Here is a 17389-nt window from a genome sequence, read left to right on the forward strand (position 1 = left end):
GGGCAGTGCCTGTGATGGACGGGTCATCATGAGGCACTGTTGGGAGCATGCCGATGAGGACAGAGCTCGACCGCCTGGCGGGCGGCGCGCACCACGATCCCCACTCCGTACTCGGAGCACACCCCGTGAGCGGCGGGGTGGTGTTCCGCGCGCTGCGGCCGCTCGCCGAGCGTGTGCGGGTGGTGCTGGAGGACGGCTCTGCCCACGACATGAGACATCAGGCTCATGGGGTGTTCGAGGTGACGGTGCCGGGGCTGGACAAGGTGCCCGCGTACACGCTGAGCGTCAAGTACGCGGGCTCGGAGCCGTTGGAGGTGCGCGACCCGTACCGGCACTGGCCCACGCTCGGTGAGGTGGACCTGCACCTGATCGGCGAGGGGCGGCACGAGCGGCTGTGGGAGGTGCTCGGGGCGCGCGTGCTGGAGCACGAGGACGTCCAGGGCGCGGCGTTCGCCGTCTGGGCGCCGAACGCGCGCGGCATCAGGGTGGTCGGCGACTTCAACCACTGGGACGGCGTCGCCCATCCGATGCGGTCGCTGGGCCGGTCGGGAGTGTGGGAGCTGTTCGTGCCGGGGCTGGGTGCGGGGCAGCGGTACAAGTACCAGATCCTGGGCGCCGACGGGGTGTGGCGCGACAAGGCCGACCCGATGGCCAGGCGGACCGAGGTGCCGCCGATGACGGCGTCCGTGATCGACAAGTCCGACTACAGCTGGCAGGACGACGCCTGGATGGTCGAGCGCCGCGAGCGGCAGGCGCAGACCGGGCCGATGAGCATCTACGAGGTGCACCTGGGTTCGTGGCGGCCCGGCCTGTCGTACGTGGAGCTGGCCGACCAGCTCTCCGAGTACGTCGCCGACCTGGGCTTCACCCACGTGGAGCTGCTGCCGGTGGCCGAGCACCCGTTCGGCGGGTCGTGGGGCTACCAGGTGACCTCCTACTACGCGCCGACGGCGCGTTTCGGCACGCCTGACGAGTTCCGCCACTTCGTGGACCGCATGCACCAGCACGGCATCGGCGTGCTGCTCGACTGGGTGCCCGCGCACTTCCCGATGGACGACTGGGCGCTGGCCCGCTTCGACGGCACGCCGCTGTACGAGCACGCCGACCCGGGCAGGGGCGAGCACCCCGACTGGGGCACGTACGTGTTCGACTTCGGCCGCAGGGAGGTGCGCAACTTCCTGGTGGCCAACGCCTCGTTCTGGCTGAAGGAGTTCCACATCGACGGCCTGCGGGTGGACGCGGTGGCCTCGATGCTCTACCTCGACTACTCGCGGCGCGAGGGCGAGTGGACGCCGAACGTGTACGGCGGCAGGGAGAACCTCGACGCGGTCGAGTTCCTCAAGGAGATGAACTCCGTCGCCTACCGCGAGGCCCCCGGTATCTCGACCGTGGCCGAGGAGTCGACGGCCTGGCCCGGGGTCTCGCGTCCGGTGCATCTGGGCGGTCTGGGCTTCGGCTTCAAGTGGAACATGGGCTGGATGCACGACACGCTCAAGTACCTGAGCCACGAGCCGATCTTCCGCCAGTACCACCACCACGAGATGACGTTCTCGCTGCTGTACGCCTACTCGGAGAACTACGTGCTGCCGCTGTCGCACGACGAGGTCGTGCACGGCAAGGGCTCGCTGCTGGGCAAGATGCCGGGTGACGAGTGGCAGCGGTTCGCGCAGCTCAGAGCGTTGCTGGCGTTCATGTGGGCGCATCCGGGCAAGCAGTTGCTGTTCATGGGCGGCGAGTTCGGCCAGGGCTCGGAGTGGTCGGAGAGCCGCGGGCTCGACTGGTGGGTGCTGGAGTTCGACGGGCACCAGGGCGTGCAGCGGCTGGTGCGCGACCTGAACCGGCTCTACCGCGAGACGCCGGCGCTGTGGGAGCAGGACTCCCGGCCGGAGGGCTTCCGGTGGATCGACGCCGACGACGCCTCGGGCAACACGCTGTCGTTCGTCCGGTTCGCGGCCGACGGGTCCGCGGTGGCGTGCGTGGTGAACTTCAGCGGCGGGCCGTACGAGAACTACCGGCTGGGGCTCCCGTACGGGGGGCGCTGGACGGAGGCGGTCAACACCGACGCCTATGACTACTGGGGCAGCGGCGTGGGCAACCTCGGGGCGGTCGAGGCCGAGAGCGAGCCGTGGCACGGGCTGCCGTACTCCACGACGTTGCGGGTGCCGCCGCTGGGCGCGGTGTGGCTCACGCACGAGGGAAGCAGGCTGAACGATTGAGGTGCACCCGCTGAAAGTTCGGTGAGAAACGCCCCGGGGGCCTGTGCCTCTGGGGCAAATCGCCCTAAACTCCGAGATCATCCCCTTCGGAGGACGCGTGCGATTCCGCCCACTGATCGTCAGCACGATCGCCCTGGCCCTGCTGCCGCTTTCGGGCCCCGCTTACGCGGAGGATCCGACGCCGACGCCGACCTCTGTTCAACAGCCGCCGACGGAGGATCCCGCCGACCCGGGCAGCAAGGTCGAGGACGGCTTAGGCGTGGACGGTGGCACCGAGCGGGCCATCGTCGAGCTGACCGACCCGGCCGAGACCGCCCCCGTCGCCACCCAGGCCGCGGCCGAGAGCGTGGACGTGGTGCTGCAGCCGCAGAGCCAGAACTTCATGGTCGTGGAGGGCACCGCGGAGGAGCTGGCCAAGCTCGCCGAGGATCCTCGGGTCTCCTCCATCCACCGTGACCGCACGTACACGCCGGCCGAGGTCGCCCCCAGTCTCTCCCTGATCGGCGCCGACAAGGTGCACGCGAACGGCCAGGCGGGCGCGGGCCAGGCCGTGGCCGTCCTCGACACCGGCATCGACGTCGACCACCCGTGGTTCGCCGGCCGGATCGTCGCCCAGGCGTGCTTCTCCGCCACGGAGGACAGCGGGGTCGTCTCGCTCTGCCCGAACGGCCAGAACCAGCAGACGGACGGCAACGCGGCGGACGCGATGACCGCCAACTGCCTGCTCGACGGCGTGAACCTGTGCGACCACGGCTCCCACGTCGCGGGCATCGCGGCGGGCACCGGAGGTGTGGCGCCCGGCGCGAGCATCGTGGCGGTGCAGGTGTTCAGCCGGCTCAACGACGAGGACAGTTGCGGCGAGCCCGCCTGCCTGGTGGCGTACGAGTCGTCGCTGCGCCAGGCTCTGGACTACGTGGCGAGCCTGAACCAGCCCGTCGCGGCGGTCAACATGAGCCTCGGCGGCATGCTGTACGACGCGAGCTGCGACGCCACCGAGGAAGGCGCGATCTTCAAGGAGAAGTTCGACGCGCTGCTGACCAAGAACATCGCGACGGTGGTGGCGGCGGGCAACGAGTACTACGAGGGCACGGCCCACCCGGCCTGCGTCTCCACGGCGGTGGCCGTCGGCGCCAACGACAACTCCGACGTCATCGCCGACTGGTCGAACCGCGGCCCGCTGCTCGACCTGTTCGCGCCGGGCGTGGACATCGAGTCGTCGGTGCCCGACAACACCACGGTCGCCTACAGCGGCACCTCGATGGCGACCCCGCACGTGGCCGGCGCGCTGGCGCTGATGAAGGCGGCCTCGCCGGACAAGCCGATGACCGAGCTGATCGAGACGCTGAAGAGCACCGGCAGGCCGTACGTCTACGACGTGGCCGGCACCCAGGTCACCACCCCGCGCCTGGACCTGGCGGCGGCCCTGACCGGCGCGGCCGTGCAGCCGCCCGTCACGCAGAGCCCGTCCCCTGTGACGGACGACACCACCCCCGAGCCCGACCCGAGCGACAGCAGCGGCCCCACCCCGGAGCCCGACGACCCGGCGGAGCCGGAGCCCACGCCGTCGTCGTCCTCCACCCCGGTGCCGCTGCCGACGGTGACGGTCACGGTGACCGTGACGGAGACGGCCAAGCCGCCGGCCGCGGTCTGCACGCGGGGCACCTCCGCCGAGAAGCTGACGGCCAAGAAGTGGGCCGTGGAGCTGCACCGTTCGACCGGGACGATCTCGGACGAGACGCTCACCTGCTACCTGAAGCTGGTCGGCAAGTCGAGCAAGGTGTTCCCCGAGCTGACGAAGGCCTCGTCGCTGGGCAAGGCCTACCGCGTGCTGAAGAGCCCCAAGACCCGCAAGGCCAAGCTGGACAGCGCGCTGCTGACGGCCTGGCTGAACTGGGCGAACGGCACGAACGGCACGACGGCTCTGGCCACTGCCGAGAAGGTCAGGCTCAGCAGCAAGCCGTCCGCGGCGGCGCTGAAGAAGGCCACCACTAACATCCTCAAAACCGTCAAATAACTCGATTTCCTGAAAAGGCCGGTCACTTCAGACCGGTCTTTTCTCTTCTATCGCTACTAAGCAAAAACGCCTCCAACGTTTAATCGGGTTACATACGTCACTGACATCACAGTTGTCGCAGGTGGGGATGTAAGCGGCTGTACGCAGCCGGGAGCCGCAAAAGCTTCACGGCTTCCAGCCTCCGGGAGGAAAAGTGAGGCTACGGTCTCTACTGGTCGGCGCGACAACGCTGGCCATGACGTCCGGCGCCCTCTGCGCCGGGCCGGCTCTGCAAGCCGACACCACCGACACGGGTGACCCGATCATCAGCCCCGCGCTCGTTTCGGAGATCGCCGAGAAGAGCGCGGTCCGCTCCATCATCCAGCTCAAGCCAGGCCAGAGCGTCGAAGCCGTGGCCGCCGACCTCGAACAGGCCTCGGAGGGCAGCCGCGTCCTGGAGGCGGCGGAGTCGCCCAACTTCTTCGTCGCCGAGCTCGACGGCGCCACGCTGGAGAAGCTCAAGCAGGACGCGCGCGTCCAGTCGGTCTACAAGGACGAGCTGAGCGCGCCCTTCCTCGACTCCAGCACGGCCAGGATCCGCTCCGTCCAGGCGAACGCGGCCGGGTGGAACGGCACGGGCACCACCGTCGCCGTGCTCGACACCGGGATCGACAGCGACCACCCGTTCTTCACGGGACGGATCGCGGACGAGGCGTGTTTCTCCTCATCCTCGGGCCGGGACGGCGCCGTCTCGCTCTGCCCGAACAACCAGCCCAGCCAGACGGGCCCGGGCGCCGCCAACGTCGAGATCCCGCAGTGCACGGTCAACGGCCAGAACGCCTGCTCGCACGGCTCGCACGTGGCGGGGATCGCCGCGGGCAAGATGGCCACGGGCGCACCCGCCAACGGCGTCGCGCCCGAGGCGCGATTGCTGCCGATCCAGGTGTTCAGCCGTATCGACAACCCGCTGACCTGCGCGATCGGCGGCTCGACCGCGCCGTGCTTCCTCAGCTACACCTCCGATCAGAAGCTGGCGCTGGAGTACGTGACGCGGGTGGTGCGGACGTTCAACGTGGCGTCGGTGAACATGAGCCTGGGCGGCGCCCGCGGCTACACCGAGGCGTGCGACACGGACGCGACCGCCGCGGCGGTCAAGCCGGAGTTCGACGCGCTGGTGGGCCTCGGGGTGGCCCCGGTGGTCGCGGCGGGCAACGCCGGCCTGCCGAACGCCGTCTCCTCGCCCGCCTGCATCTCCACGGCCGTGGCGACGGGAGCCACGGACGACGCCGACGCGCTGGCGCCGTTCACCAACCGGGGCAACCTGCTCGACCTGTTCGCGCCGGGCGTGGCCGTCAACTCGGCGGTGCCGGACGACGCGTACGGGGAGAAGGCCGGCACCTCGATGTCCGCGCCGCACGTGGCGGGGGCGTTCGCGTTGATGCGGCAGGCGTTCCCGGAGTTCACGGTGGCGCAGAGCCTGCAGCGGCTGCAGGACACCGGCACGCCGATCTCGTTCGACTCGTCGGGAACGGCCGTGATCAAGTCGCGGATCGACATGGAACGCGCCACCACCACCACCCGCGCGCCCGTCAACCCCGGCGTCTGACCTTGAGGGGCCGGGGGCTGTTCCCCGGCCCCTTTCGGGGCTATAACTCTGACATCAGCTGTTCAATTACTACACTCCCGTAGAAATCACCCCCCGGAGGAGCAGTTGAGACTCTCGTCTCTGCTGGCCGGCGCCATCGCGTTAGCCGCCGCCTCGGCGGCCCTGGTCGCCACACCCGCCCTCGCCGACCCGGAAACCAAGATCGACCCCGCGATCACCGCCGGCGGCGAGCACCGCACGATCGTCCACGTGCGCCGCCCCGCCCAGGTCACGGCCGCGCAATCCAGCGCCGAGGCGGTCAAGCAGGACAGGAGGAACGTCGAGCCGTCCCCGCCCCTCGAACTCGGCTTCTTCGTCTACCGCGGCACCCGCGCCGAGCTGGAACAGATCGCCCAGCAGTCCGACGTGATCTCCATCCGCAAGGACAAGCTCAACGAGCCCACCCTCGTGGAGAGCATCCCCCTCATCGGCGCCGACAAGGCACACCGCGTCGGCTACACCGGCAAGGGCACCGCCGTCGCCATCCTCGACTCCGGCATCGACAACGACCACCCCGCCTTCGGCGACCGCATCGTCGCCCAGGCCTGCTTCTCCGCCACCGACCCCGTGGACGGCTCCACCCCGCTGTGCCCCAACGGCAGCCAGTTCCAGATCGGCGACGGAGCAGCCGACGCCGACACGCCCGCGTGCACCACCGGCGCCCCGCAACCCCAGTACGGCCTCTGCTACCACGGCACCCACGTGGCAGGCATCGCCGCCGGCCAGCGCACCCCCGAGTTCCCCGCCTCCGGCGTCGCCCCCAAAGCCAAGATCGTCGCCGTCCAGGTCTTCAGCCGCTTCGACAACTCCCCCTACTGCCCGGGCCGCCCCGTCTGCGTCCTGGCCTACGACTCCTCCATCCTGACCGGCATGGCCTACGCCGACCTGCTCGCCGACCAGCACAACATCGCCTCCGTCAACCTCAGCCTCGGCGGCGGCCAGTACGACGAGGCCTGCGACGAGGGCGACGGCGCCGACTTCAAGGCCGAAGTCGACAAACTCCTCGCCAAGGGCACCGCCACCGTGGTCGCCTCCGGCAACAACGGCTTCGAAGCGGCCGTCTCATGGCCGGCCTGCGTCTCCAACACCGTCGCCGTCGGCGCCACCTCCAAGCAGGACGCCGTCGCCGCCTTCTCCAACCGCGGCCCTCTCCTCGACCTGTACGCCCCGGGCGTCGGCATCACGGCGGCCATCGCCGGCAACACCTACGCCGGCCTGAACGGCACCTCCATGGCGGCCCCGCACGTCACGGGGGCTCTTGCGCTGCTGCGGCAGCAGCGTAAACGTGCGACGGTGGAGCAGTTGGTCGGGGCGTTGCAGCGGACGGGGAAGCCGATCGCTTACTTGAGCGGGGACACGGAGATCACCACGCCCCGCATCGACGTCTGGTCCGCCCTGCGCAAGGGGTAACCACTTGCACGGTGGGGTAGTTGCCCGCCCCGAAAGGGCTTCGCCGGAGGCGCTTCGCGCACACAGCTCAGGCGTCTTATTCAGGCGCCTCCGGCGCACCCCAGGCGCCTCCGGCGCCTCTCGCCCGCCCCAATCCCATTTACCGGGTTGGCCGTTGAGAGCCCACCCCGAAACAAGGGCTTCGCGAGAGGCGCTTCGCGCAGGCGCGCTCAGGCGCTTGATGAGGCGCCTCCGGCGCAACCCCAGCGCCTGCGGCGCCATTCGGCCCGCGTCCTTGCCCGTCTCCCGATCCCCGCAAGGGCTCCCACCCAGCGTTGTCCCACCCAACATCACCCCAGCCCTCACCCCGTGGGCTGGGTCTGATGCCAGACGTCACGCCCCCCACTCCACAACTCGGACGCGTGGTAAGCGAACCGATCGAACAACCCATCGTCCTGACACCGCCGCAGATGCAACATCGGCGAGTCGTGCCCGACGAGCTTGGCCAGGTGAGGCGTGACGAGCATCTCCGCGTCGAACCGGAACACGCTCATGGCGATGTGCTCGTCACCGTACCGGGCCTCGACTCCGGGGACGTCGCTTAGCCGCTCGATCTCCGACAAGGTGATCCGGATCCGCGTGGACACGGTCAGCGGGACGTTCTCCACTTCCTCGCGGCGCCGGGTGACGTCGCTCTCCGGGTCACCGACTAGGAATCGGATCTTGCAGCCCTGCTGTGCCTTCCGCTTGAGGGCCTTGGCCAGGTTCGGGTGTTCCAGCCAGAGGAAGTAGTTCGTGTAACCGGCGAACACGATCTCATTGCGCGCCGTGTTGATGAGATTGCGCCAGATCGATTTCGGACATGCGGACCGATACGGATAAACCGTCAATACTTCCTTATCCGGCCCTGTTTTCACTGTATTGCGGATTGCATCCGGCCAAAGCACGACTGTCTCAACTCCTAGCGCCTCTGCAGCGGCCCATTGGTGTCGAAGGTGCGGAATTCGACTTTCGTCCTGCAGCCAGCGTTCCACCGTCTTGACGTCCACGCCACATCGATCCGCCAAGGTCCGGTTGGTGACCTGGGCGTTCAGCATGGCGCTACGCAGGGAGACGTTGGCCACAGTCACCTCTCAGCGAAGGACGTCAGGGACGTTTTCGAGCGTAATGCCAGAACGTCCTGGACGTCTTGATAACGCGGTGTGTTTGTCACGCCCGGGTAAGCACGCTGGCCTCATGCCTACACCGGTCATTCTCGAAGACCTCCAGGACGCCTTTCCCGGTTGGTGTATATGGCGTAGTTCTGCCGGGCGCCTATGGGCCACCAGAAACGGCAGGCGGCTATCCCGAGCGGAGGTGAATCATGGCCTGTGCCAGACGCTCGACGCTGACGACGTCGCCTCGCTCGCTGAGCAGTTGAGGCGGCAGGAAGCAGTGGAGGAGGCACCATGAGTTTCTCCTCGCCACGCATGGGCCGTCGCGCCGAGATCGTGGGCATGCTGCACAGCCCGGCACGCACTCGCACCTTCGCCGCATTGCTGCTCGGCCGGCACGGCACCGTCGTGGGGGTGCTCCGTAACGACACCTTGGCCGTGCTCGAACTCGACGGGCAAGCGGGTGAGATGCCCGGCGGGGTGCGGCGCTGGCCGATCCAGTGGGACGATCTCCTGATCCACGGCAACGCGACGGAGCTGGCAAGACATGCGGCCCGCGGCTACCGACTCGGTCTTTCCGACGAGAAGAGGAACGCCGTACAACATGCCGTACCAGCCAACCGTAAGGTCAGCTTGTGCGGTGAGGTGGTGCGGCCGCTTCCGACTCTCGGCTGGTGCCTGCCGTTCCTGCCCACGGCTACACGAGCCTGTCCGGCATGCATTCGCCTGTCCGCACGACCTTGAGAAGCGGTGCGACGCATCAATCCGCAGCCAAGGTCCCCCCATGGCCATCACCACCCCACCACCCGAGTCCGCCAGCGCGTTCAGATGCCCGCCGCGACCTTGAGGAGGACGACGCCCGCGATGATCGCCGCGAACGAGCCGAGCTTGGCCGGGGTGATCTTCTCCTTGTAGATGAGGGCGCCGAGCACGACGGTGCCGATGGAGCCGACGCCCGTCCAGATGGTGTAGCCGACGCCGACGTCGAGGGTCTTGAGTGCCAGGCTGAGCGTGAAGATGCCGCCGGCGGCCGAGAGCAGGGTGAAGACGGACGGCCAGAGCCGGGTGAAACCCTTGGTGGCGTTGGTGCCGAGCGCGAAGCCGATCTCGAAGACGATCGCGACGGACAGGTAGATCCAGGCCATGATGACGCTCCTGCGGTTCAGACGGGTTCAGACGAGTTCAAGCAGCGGCTGAGGGGCGGGCGGAGGACAGGCGGTCGGCGAGTTTGAGGCCGAGCACGCCGCCGATGATGAGAACGAAGGCCAGTGCCTTCCACACGGTCATCTCCTCACCGAAGATCACAGTGCCAAGCACGACGGTGCCGACGGAGCCGATGCCGGTCCAGACGGTGTAGCCGACGCCGACGTCCAGGGTCTTCAGCGCCAGACTCAGGAAGAAGATCCCGCCGGCCGCGGCGCCCGCGGTGAGCAGGGACGGGCCGAGCCGGGTGAATCCTTCGGTGGCGTTGGTCGCCAGCGCGAAGACGACTTCGAACACTGCCGCGATGAGCAGGTAAATCCAGGCCATCGGGGGCTCTCCTCAGAAATATGCATGTATATGCAAGCAGTTAGGAACAGCAAGAGAATGTATGTACATGTATCTTGTTGTCAAGCGGGCACTCGCGAGAGCACGCCCCAGCACCCGGGAGGCACCATGACCGCCGCACCGCCCGTCTCCGACGTGGCCTCGATGTGGAACCACGTCCTGCTCCTGCACGCCCGCGTGGAGAGCAGGCTCGGCACGGCCCTTCAGCGGCGGCACGGCATCGGGCTGTCGGAGTACCGTGCGCTCGGCCACCTGGCGGCCGCTCCCCGCAGTGAGCTGCGCATGCAGGAGCTCGCCGACAGGCTCGGGCTGAACCAGAGCTCGGTGACGCGGCTGGTGGCTCGCCTGAACACGGCCGAGTTCACGTATCGGGATCTGTGCCCGGATGACAAGCGCGGCGTCTACACGGTGATCACCGAGGCGGGGCGTGATCGGTACGCCGAGGCCAGCCGGACGTACGAGGAGACGTTGCGGGCGGCGCTGGGTGAGGCGGGACAGGTGGACGCGGCGCTCGCCGCGGCGGTGACGTCCCTGGGCGACAGCTTGGCGAACTCAGGCACGACTCCCTGAGGCAGGCTCTCGTACCATGATTGCGTGCAGGGCCTTCTCCGCTCGTTGTGGGACGAGCCCCGTCCGCCCCAGGCGCCGCGCCGGGTGTGGCGCGACTGGGCGCTCGTGGGGCTGCTCGCCGTCGCCACCCTCCTGGAGGGCGCGCTGCGAACCGACCTCCAGTGGCGCCCCATCTCGGTGATCTTCCCGCTGGTGATGGTGCCGACGCTGTTATGGCGCCGTACGCGACCGCTGCCCGCCCTGGCGATCCCCGTCGTCGGCTCGGCGCTGGTGCAGCTCGTCACGGGCGCCGATCCGGCCGAGATGACCACCTCCGCCTACATCCTGATTCTCCTGTACGCGTTGTCCCGCTGGGGCTCGGGCCGGGAGATCGCCGCCGGGCTGCTGCTGATCACCGTCGCGGTGCTGGCCGCCGTGGTGACCGGGCACATCAGGGGGCCGGACACCGCCGGCGCGTACGCGGTCGTGCTCGCGGGGGTCGCGCTGGGCGGCACCTTCCGCTACCGGGCCAGGGCCAGGCTGCGCGAGCTCGACCAGGTCAAGCTGCTCGAACGCGAGCAACTGGCCCGCGACCTGCACGACACCGTGGCCCATCACGTCTCGGCGATGGCGATCAGGGCCCAGGCGGGCATCGCGACCGCCGCCGCCGACCCGGACGCCGCCGTGGACGCGTTACGGGTGATCGAGGCGGAGGCGTCCCGTACTCTCGCCGAGATGCGCACCATGGTGCGGGTGCTGCGCCGCGACCACGGCGCGGCGATGCCGGAGCTGGCGCCCAACCCGCACCTCGCCGACCTCCAGCAGCTCGCCGGACGGGGGCGCGTCGGGCCGGCCGTGGACGTGCGGATCGACGGTGACCTCGACGGCGTGCCCTCGTCCGTCGGAGCCGCCGTCTACCGGATCGCCCAGGAGTCGGTCACCAACGCCCGGCGGCACGCCCGGCACGCCACCCGGATCGAGGTCAGCGTGGCCGCCGACGACACCGCCGTGCGCCTGCGGGTGAGCGACGACGGCGACAGCACGGCGGGGCGTTCCGTCACCTCGCCCGGATACGGGCTGCTCGGCATGATCGAACGTGCCGGGCTGCTCGGCGGTACCTGTGAAGCCGGTCCCAACCCCGGTCGCGGCTGGACCGTGACCGCCGTACTGCCTCGAACGGGAGCCTCCAGATGACCACAGCACCGGCGGGGCACCCGAGCCAGGGCGAAGCCATCCGGGTGATCGTCGCCGACGACCAGGAGATCGCCCGCACCGGCCTGCGGATGATCCTCGACGCCCAGCCCGGCATCGAGGTCGTCGCCGAGGCGTCCGACGGCCACCGCGCCGTCGAGCTGGCCAGGCGGCTGCGCCCTGACGTGTGCCTGTTCGACATCCGCATGCCCCGCTGCGACGGCATCGAGGCCACCCGCTCCCTGGCGGGCCCCGACGTGGCCGACCCGATGGCCGTGGTCGTCATCACCACGTTCGACCTGGACGAGTACGTCTACGCCGCGCTCAGGGCGGGCGCCCGCGGTTTCCTGCTGAAGGACGCGGGCCCGCAGCTCCTGTCGCAGGCGGTGCGGGCGGCGGCGGGCGGGGACGCGCTCATCGCCCCGAGCATCACGGCCCGCCTGCTGTCCGCGTTCGCGGGCACGGACCCGGCCCAGCCGCGCGTCCAGCCGATCGAGCCGCTGACGGAGCGGGAGGAGGAGATCCTGCTCACCGTGGCGCGGGGGCGGACCAACAGCGAGATCGCCGACGAGCTGCACATCTCGCTGTCCACGGTGAAGAGCCATGTCGCGAGCCTGATGACGAAGCTCGGCGTCCGCAACAGGGTCGAGATCGCCATGTGGGCGTACGAGACGAACCGCGTCAAGCCGCGCTGACCCGCCACCCCCGCCGCCGGATGATCACCTCGGCCACGACGGCGTTGATGGCCCAGCCCGCGCCCAGCAGCATCGCCCGGGTGAAGTGATCGGGCTCCCCCGCGGCCCCGATCCACACCGCCTGGGTGAAGGCCTGCGTGCCCGCCCCGAGCCCCATGGCGTACGCGCGCATCATCCAGGCACGATGCCGCCGCACGTCCCGCCGGCGGATGGCGGCGAGGCCGAGCACCAGGGAGCCGAGCATGACCGTCCCTGCCACCCACCGGAACACCCCCACCAGCCCTTCGTCACCGGGCGGCAGCTCGGCGAAGGCGGTCATCCACAACCCGGACCCCGCCGCCACCAGCCCGAACCCGACCAGCACCCGCCCCGCCGCCCGGTGCCACGCGCGCCGGCGCCGCCGGAACCGGGGCGCGAACTGGAAGGCGCCCACCACGCTGTAGACGGTCACGGCCACGATGTGCGCGACGATCGGCCCTGGCGAGGCGAAGAACCGGCTGTTGGCGGCCGTGATCTCGGCGCCCCCGGCCAGCTCGGTGAGGCGGACGCCGCCCGCCAGCACGGGGACGAGGCTGAGCAGGATCAGCCCGGCCGGCACGAGCCAGCTCGTCCTGGGGGCTGCGAGGTCGTTGGACATGCCCCGATGGTGACCGCCTGGGCCGCCCCCGCTCATCGCCCTGACGGCCCGTCCTGGATGAGCCGTTCGGCCAGTCCGGAGATCGTACTTTCGACCGTTGAGCCTTCCCGCAGGTCGCTCGCACACTGAGGCCCATCGACCCCGGAAGGAGACCCCGATGAAGGCCTACGTTCTCAGCTCGTACGGCTCCCCCGACGCCCTGGAGCTCAAGCACCTCGACAAGCCCGTCCCCGGCCCCGGCGAGGTGCTGGTGCGGGTGCGCGCCGCCTCCGTCCAGCCCGCGGACTGGCACCTGATGCGCGGCGAGCCGTTCATCTCCCGGCTCATGCCTGGCCCCCTGGGGCTGCGCCGCCCCAGGATCACCATCCTGGGCGCGGACGTGGCCGGGGAGGTGGAGGCGGTCGGTCCTGGCGTGACGGGGTTCGGGCCTGGCGACGAGGTGTTCGCGATGGCGGCCGGGGGCGGCGGGTTCGCCGAGTACGTGTGCGTCCCGGAGACGGAGCTCGCGCCGAAGCCCGCCAAGCTGTCGTTCGAGGAGGCGGCGGCCGTGCCGCTGGCCGCCTGCACCGCCCTGCTGGCCCTGCGCGACCAGGGCGGGGTCCGGCCGGGCAGCCGGGTGCTGGTCAACGGGGCGTCGGGCGGCGTGGGCACGTTCGCGGTGCAGATCGCCAAGGCGTACGGGGCCCACGTCACGGGCGTGTGCAGCACCCGCAACCTGGACCTGGTGCGCTCGCTCGGCGCTGACGAGGTCTTCGACCGCACGAAGGAGGACTTCACCCGCAGCGGCCAGGTCTACGACGTGCTCCTCTACGTCGCGGGCAACCGCTCGTTCGCGCAGTGCCGCAGGGTGATGACGCGCAAGGGCGTCTGCGTCCTGATCGGCGGCGCGGCGAGTCGCTGGCTGCAGCCCGCCGGCCACGTCTTCGGGACGCTCGCCGCGTCGGCGTTCGTCTCCCAGAAGGCGGTTCTCACGGACGTGCTCAGCGCCAAGGGGAACCGGCGGAACCTGGAGGAGCTGTCCGGGCTCGTCGAGGACGGGAAGCTGATGCCGGTGATGGACCGGGTCTACGACTTCGCGGAGCTGCGGGCGGCGGTCAGGTACCAGGAGGAGGGACACGCCCCTGGGAAGGTCGTCGTCCGGGTGTGAGCGGGGTCAGGCGTACAGGTCCTCGATGGTGACCAGCCGGGCGTCTCTGGGGAGGTCCCCTTGGAAGCCGGCGCCGGTGTAGCAGGTGAGGATCGTATCCTTGGTGTCGTATCCCTTCACGGACAGCAGATCCCTGGCCCGGCGGAGCCGGTCCACATGGCCCGCGTTCATGGCCTTGTCCCACTTGACCTCGCCCAGCGACAACACCCGGCGTGGCCGGCCGTGCTCCTCCCTGGCCAGCACGGCCACATCCACCTCGATCTGCGTACGGTTGTGGGGGTCCGCCACCGTGCCGGCGGCCACCTCGCTGGGCAGCTCACCGAACACGTCCGCGTCCACCGTCCACACCCACTCCCGGCACAGGGCCTCGAAGTGCGGCCCCACCACCTGGGACAGGAAGGTCGCACGGGAGTCGCGCCAGGCGGCTTCCTGCTGACCGCGTTCGAGCCGCGTCCACTCACGGCGCATCACGGCCTCGTAGAAGACGATCAGCGGCTCGCTGATGCGGAAGAGCGACTTTCCCCTTCTGAACGCGTCCGCCTCGCGGGTGATCAGCTGCGAGTCCTCCAGCACGGTCAGCGGATGGCCGATGTCCGGAGACTTGCGTCCGATGTGATTCGCTATCCCGCCACGCGTGGCGTTGCCGGAGGCGATGGCGTCGAGCACCGCGTGATAGATGGCCGTCTCACGGATGTCCGCCTCCTCCGCCAGGAGGTAGCGGGCCTCACGGAAGATCGGGATCTGCGGGTTGAGTACGGTACGCACCACCCAGTCGTCGAAGTCGTCCACGGACTGCGGCGTGTCATGTGCCACGAATTCCCGCCGATAGGCAGGTGTGCCTCCGACGATCGCATGGACGAGCGCCGCGAGACGGGGGTCATCGATGCCCCAGAACCTGGCCGCGGCCCGGTAGTCCAGCGGCTTCACCACCAGTTCCAGGCTCGCCCGGCCTCGCAGGGGCGCGTTGCCCGCCAGCAGCCGGCCCATCACCCCCATGGCCGATCCGCACAACAGCAACCGCGACTTCGCACCTCTCGCATAGCCACGTGGGTCCAGGGCGAGCTGGAACACCGACGCCAGTGATGGAGACGCCTTGGTCAGGTAGGGGAACTCGTCGATCACGATGAGCCCCTCCGGCACGTCGATGTACAGCCGTTCCAGCGCCTCGTGCCAATCGGCGAACGCGTACCGCCCGCCTCCGGTCTGCGCGGCCAGCGCCCGTCCGAACCGGGCCAACGCCTGGTGCTCCGTCTCGTCTGTCGCGGCGAAGAAGAACCCGCCGACCATCTTGACCAGCTCGTTCAGGAGAAGCGTCTTGCCCTGTCTGCGCCTGCCGCTCACGATGGCGAGCCGCGCGTCCGGGCATGGAGAGGTCGCAAATCGCACCAGACCCGCCCATTCACGATCACGCTCGAAGACATGCGCGGGTTTGGCCATGCATCTCATGCAGGAGGTCTACACCTCCTGCCCGAACGGTCTCAGGCGCTTTTCCATTTGTGTCGCTTAGGGTGGCTTCTATGGACGCAGGCAAGGCGATCATCGAAACCGTCGAAAAGCTCCGCCAGCGGCGCACGGCCCCGCTCATCCTGGAGCTCGATCTCACCGAGGGCCTCACCGAGGGCCCGCCGGCGGATCCGCTCGCCGCGGTGCTGTCCATGCGCAAGACGCGCCTGGCCGACGTCCTGTCCGGGCTGAAGCGGGCCAGGCAGGACCCCAGGGTCAAGGCGCTGGTGGTGAAGATCGGCGGGCAGCCGCTGGGGCTGGCGATGGTGCAGGAGCTGCGCCAGGCCGTGATCCACTTCAGGGCTTCCGGCAAGCTGACCGTCGCGTTCTCCGAGACGTTCGGGGAGTTCGGCGGCGGGACGGTGCCGTACTACCTGGCGACCGCCTTCGAGCGGCTCTACCTGCAGCCCAGCGGCGACGTCGGGCTGACCGGGGTGGCGCTGGAGCAGCGTTTCGTCAAGGGGGCGCTGAGCAAGCTGGGCGTCGGGTTCGAGGCCGGGCAGCGGCACGAGTACAAGACGGCGCCCAACATGTTCACGCAGGACCACATGACGGAGCCGCACCGGGAGTCCATGGCGCGCATCGTCGAGTCGGTCACCGAGGGGCTCGTGGCGGGCATCGCCGACGGCCGGCGGCTGGACCCCGGCAAGGTGCGGGAGCTGATCGACCGCGGCCCGTTCACCGCGTCGGAGGCGCAGGAGGCCGGGCTGGTCGACGGGCTGGCCTACCGGGACGAGGTGTACGACGAGCTCAAGCGGTCGGCGGGCGAGGACGCCCATCTGCTGTACGTCTCCCGCTACGCCAGGGGCGCGGCCGTCCGCAAGCTGCCGCATCCGATGGCCGACGCGGTCGCGCTGGTCCACGCCACCGGCATGATCAGGACCGGCCGCAGCGGCCGTAGCCCGCTGGGCGGTGGCGGCGCGATGGGGTCCGACACGATCAGCGCGGCGCTGCGCGCGGCCAGGCGCGACGACCACGTCAAGGCGGTCGTGTTCCGGGTGGACAGCCCCGGCGGCTCGTACGTGGCCAGCGACACCGTCTGGCGCGAGGTGACGCTGACGCGCAAGGTCAAGCCGGTGATCGTGTCCATGGGCGACCTGGCGGCCTCCGGCGGCTACTTCATCGCGATGGCGGCCGACGTGATCGTGGCGCAGCCCGGCACGCTGACCGGCTCGATCGGCGTGTACGGCGGCAAGCCCGTCTTCTCGGAGCTGCTGGAGAAAGCCGGGGTCAGCTCGGAGCTGGTGGCCGAGGGCGCCAACGCCGGCATGTTCTCCACCTCGCGGAGTTTCTCCCCGGAGCAGTGGGAGCGCATCAACGCCTGGCTGGACCGCATCTACGACGACTTCGTGGGCAAGGTGGCGCAGAGCCGCGACCTGTCCCGCGAGCGGACGCACGAGCTGGCCCGCGGCCGGGTCTGGACGGGCGCCGACGCGCGGGCGAGCGGCCTGGTGGACGAGCTGGGCGGCCTGGAGGACGCGCTGGCGATGGCCAGGAAGCGCGCGGGGCTGGCGGACGACGCCCCGGTGCGCACCTATCCGCGGCTCAACCCGCTGGAGCGGCTGCGCGGGCCGGATTCGAGCGAGGACAAGTCGGCGGCGCTGGCCAGGATCCGGATGGACGCCTGGGGGCCGCTCGCCCGGCTGTCGGCCGAGCTGGGGCTGCCCGCGGTGGGGCCGCTGATCCTGCCCGGCTGGTACACCATCCGCTGACCGGCGTCGG

15 protein-coding genes are annotated in these 17389 nt (G+C 69.8%); 10 read left to right on the top strand and 5 right to left on the bottom strand.

Annotation, left to right across the window (positions count from 1 at the left end; translation table 11 throughout):
• The first annotated feature begins 53 nt into the window (after window positions 1–53).
• The 4 genes from glgB (at window position 54) to FXF51_RS24400 (ending at window position 7264) form a co-directional block, all read left to right on the top strand.
• Window positions 54–2216 carry a 1,4-alpha-glucan branching protein GlgB gene (gene glgB, locus FXF51_RS24385; RefSeq protein WP_148436962.1) on the top strand — a complete coding sequence of 721 codons (2163 nt, stop codon included), beginning with the start codon at window positions 54–56 and terminating at the stop codon, window positions 2214–2216.
• Between the two features lie 97 nt (window positions 2217–2313).
• The gene (locus tag FXF51_RS24390; protein WP_148436963.1) at window positions 2314–4230 is read left to right on the top strand and encodes a S8 family peptidase; all 1917 of its coding nucleotides are present in this window, start codon (window positions 2314–2316) and stop codon (window positions 4228–4230) included.
• A 193-nt stretch (window positions 4231–4423) separates the two neighbouring features.
• Window positions 4424–5815: a S8 family peptidase gene (locus tag FXF51_RS24395; protein ID WP_148436964.1), complete on the top strand. Its 1392-nt coding sequence runs from the start codon at window positions 4424–4426 to the stop codon at window positions 5813–5815.
• 105 nt (window positions 5816–5920) lie between these two features.
• Window positions 5921–7264 (top strand): S8 family peptidase, encoded by a 1344-nt coding sequence (locus tag FXF51_RS24400; RefSeq protein WP_187414546.1) that lies wholly within the window; start codon window positions 5921–5923, stop codon window positions 7262–7264.
• A gap of 341 nt (window positions 7265–7605) precedes the next feature.
• Here the strand turns inward: FXF51_RS24400 and FXF51_RS24405 are convergent, their stop codons facing one another.
• Window positions 7606–8367, bottom strand: coding sequence for a hypothetical protein (locus tag FXF51_RS24405; RefSeq protein WP_148436966.1), 762 nt, complete (start codon window positions 8365–8367; stop codon window positions 7606–7608).
• Window positions 8368–8691: 324 nt separating this feature from the next.
• Between FXF51_RS24405 and FXF51_RS24415 the strand changes: the two genes are divergently transcribed.
• On the top strand, window positions 8692–9141 hold the full coding sequence (locus FXF51_RS24415; protein ID WP_148436968.1) for a hypothetical protein: 450 nt from the start codon (window positions 8692–8694) through the stop codon (window positions 9139–9141).
• Window positions 9142–9221: 80 nt separating this feature from the next.
• Here FXF51_RS24415 and FXF51_RS24420 read toward each other — a convergent pair whose 3' ends face one another.
• Entirely contained in the window at window positions 9222–9542 is a 321-nt protein-coding gene (locus FXF51_RS24420; protein ID WP_148436969.1) for a DMT family transporter, read from the bottom strand.
• A gap of 37 nt (window positions 9543–9579) precedes the next feature.
• Window positions 9580–9927: a DMT family transporter gene (locus FXF51_RS24425; RefSeq protein ID WP_148436970.1), complete on the bottom strand. Its 348-nt coding sequence runs from the start codon at window positions 9925–9927 to the stop codon at window positions 9580–9582.
• A gap of 126 nt (window positions 9928–10053) precedes the next feature.
• On the opposite strand from FXF51_RS24425, the gene FXF51_RS24430 reads away from it, so the two are divergent.
• The 3 genes from FXF51_RS24430 to FXF51_RS24440 are packed head-to-tail and all read left to right on the top strand — an operon-like array spanning window position 10054 to window position 12380.
• Window positions 10054–10515: a MarR family winged helix-turn-helix transcriptional regulator gene (locus FXF51_RS24430; protein ID WP_148436971.1), complete on the top strand. Its 462-nt coding sequence runs from the start codon at window positions 10054–10056 to the stop codon at window positions 10513–10515.
• Window positions 10516–10539: 24 nt separating this feature from the next.
• Window positions 10540–11688 carry a sensor histidine kinase gene (locus FXF51_RS24435; protein WP_148436972.1) on the top strand — a complete coding sequence of 383 codons (1149 nt, stop codon included), beginning with the start codon at window positions 10540–10542 and terminating at the stop codon, window positions 11686–11688.
• Entirely contained in the window at window positions 11685–12380 is a 696-nt protein-coding gene (locus tag FXF51_RS24440; protein ID WP_148436973.1) for a response regulator, read from the top strand. Before FXF51_RS24435 ends, FXF51_RS24440 begins: the two co-directional genes overlap by 4 nt.
• Here the strand turns inward: FXF51_RS24440 and FXF51_RS24445 are convergent.
• A complete protein-coding gene (locus FXF51_RS24445; RefSeq protein ID WP_262379804.1) occupies window positions 12367–13017 on the bottom strand; it encodes a DUF2306 domain-containing protein in 651 nt (216 codons plus the stop codon). The two genes, FXF51_RS24440 and FXF51_RS24445, sit on opposite strands and share 14 nt — an antisense overlap.
• Window positions 13018–13174: 157 nt before the next feature.
• Between FXF51_RS24445 and FXF51_RS24450 the strand changes: the two genes are divergently transcribed.
• Window positions 13175–14164, top strand: coding sequence for an NAD(P)-dependent alcohol dehydrogenase (locus FXF51_RS24450; RefSeq protein WP_148436975.1), 990 nt, complete (start codon window positions 13175–13177; stop codon window positions 14162–14164).
• Between the two features lie 6 nt (window positions 14165–14170).
• Here FXF51_RS24450 and FXF51_RS24455 read toward each other — a convergent pair whose 3' ends face one another.
• Window positions 14171–15505, bottom strand: a complete 1335-nt coding sequence (locus tag FXF51_RS24455; protein ID WP_222871433.1) for an ATP-binding protein — start codon at window positions 15503–15505, stop codon at window positions 14171–14173.
• A gap of 176 nt (window positions 15506–15681) precedes the next feature.
• On the opposite strand from FXF51_RS24455, the gene sppA reads away from it, so the two are divergent.
• On the top strand, window positions 15682–17379 hold the full coding sequence (sppA, locus tag FXF51_RS24460) for a signal peptide peptidase SppA (protein ID WP_148436977.1): 1698 nt from the start codon (window positions 15682–15684) through the stop codon (window positions 17377–17379).
• The last annotated feature ends 10 nt before the right edge of the window (window positions 17380–17389 follow it).

Origin of the sequence: Nonomuraea sp. PA05, assembly GCF_008086045.1 — a bacterium.
Lineage (GTDB): Bacteria > Actinomycetota > Actinomycetes > Streptosporangiales > Streptosporangiaceae > Nonomuraea > Nonomuraea monospora.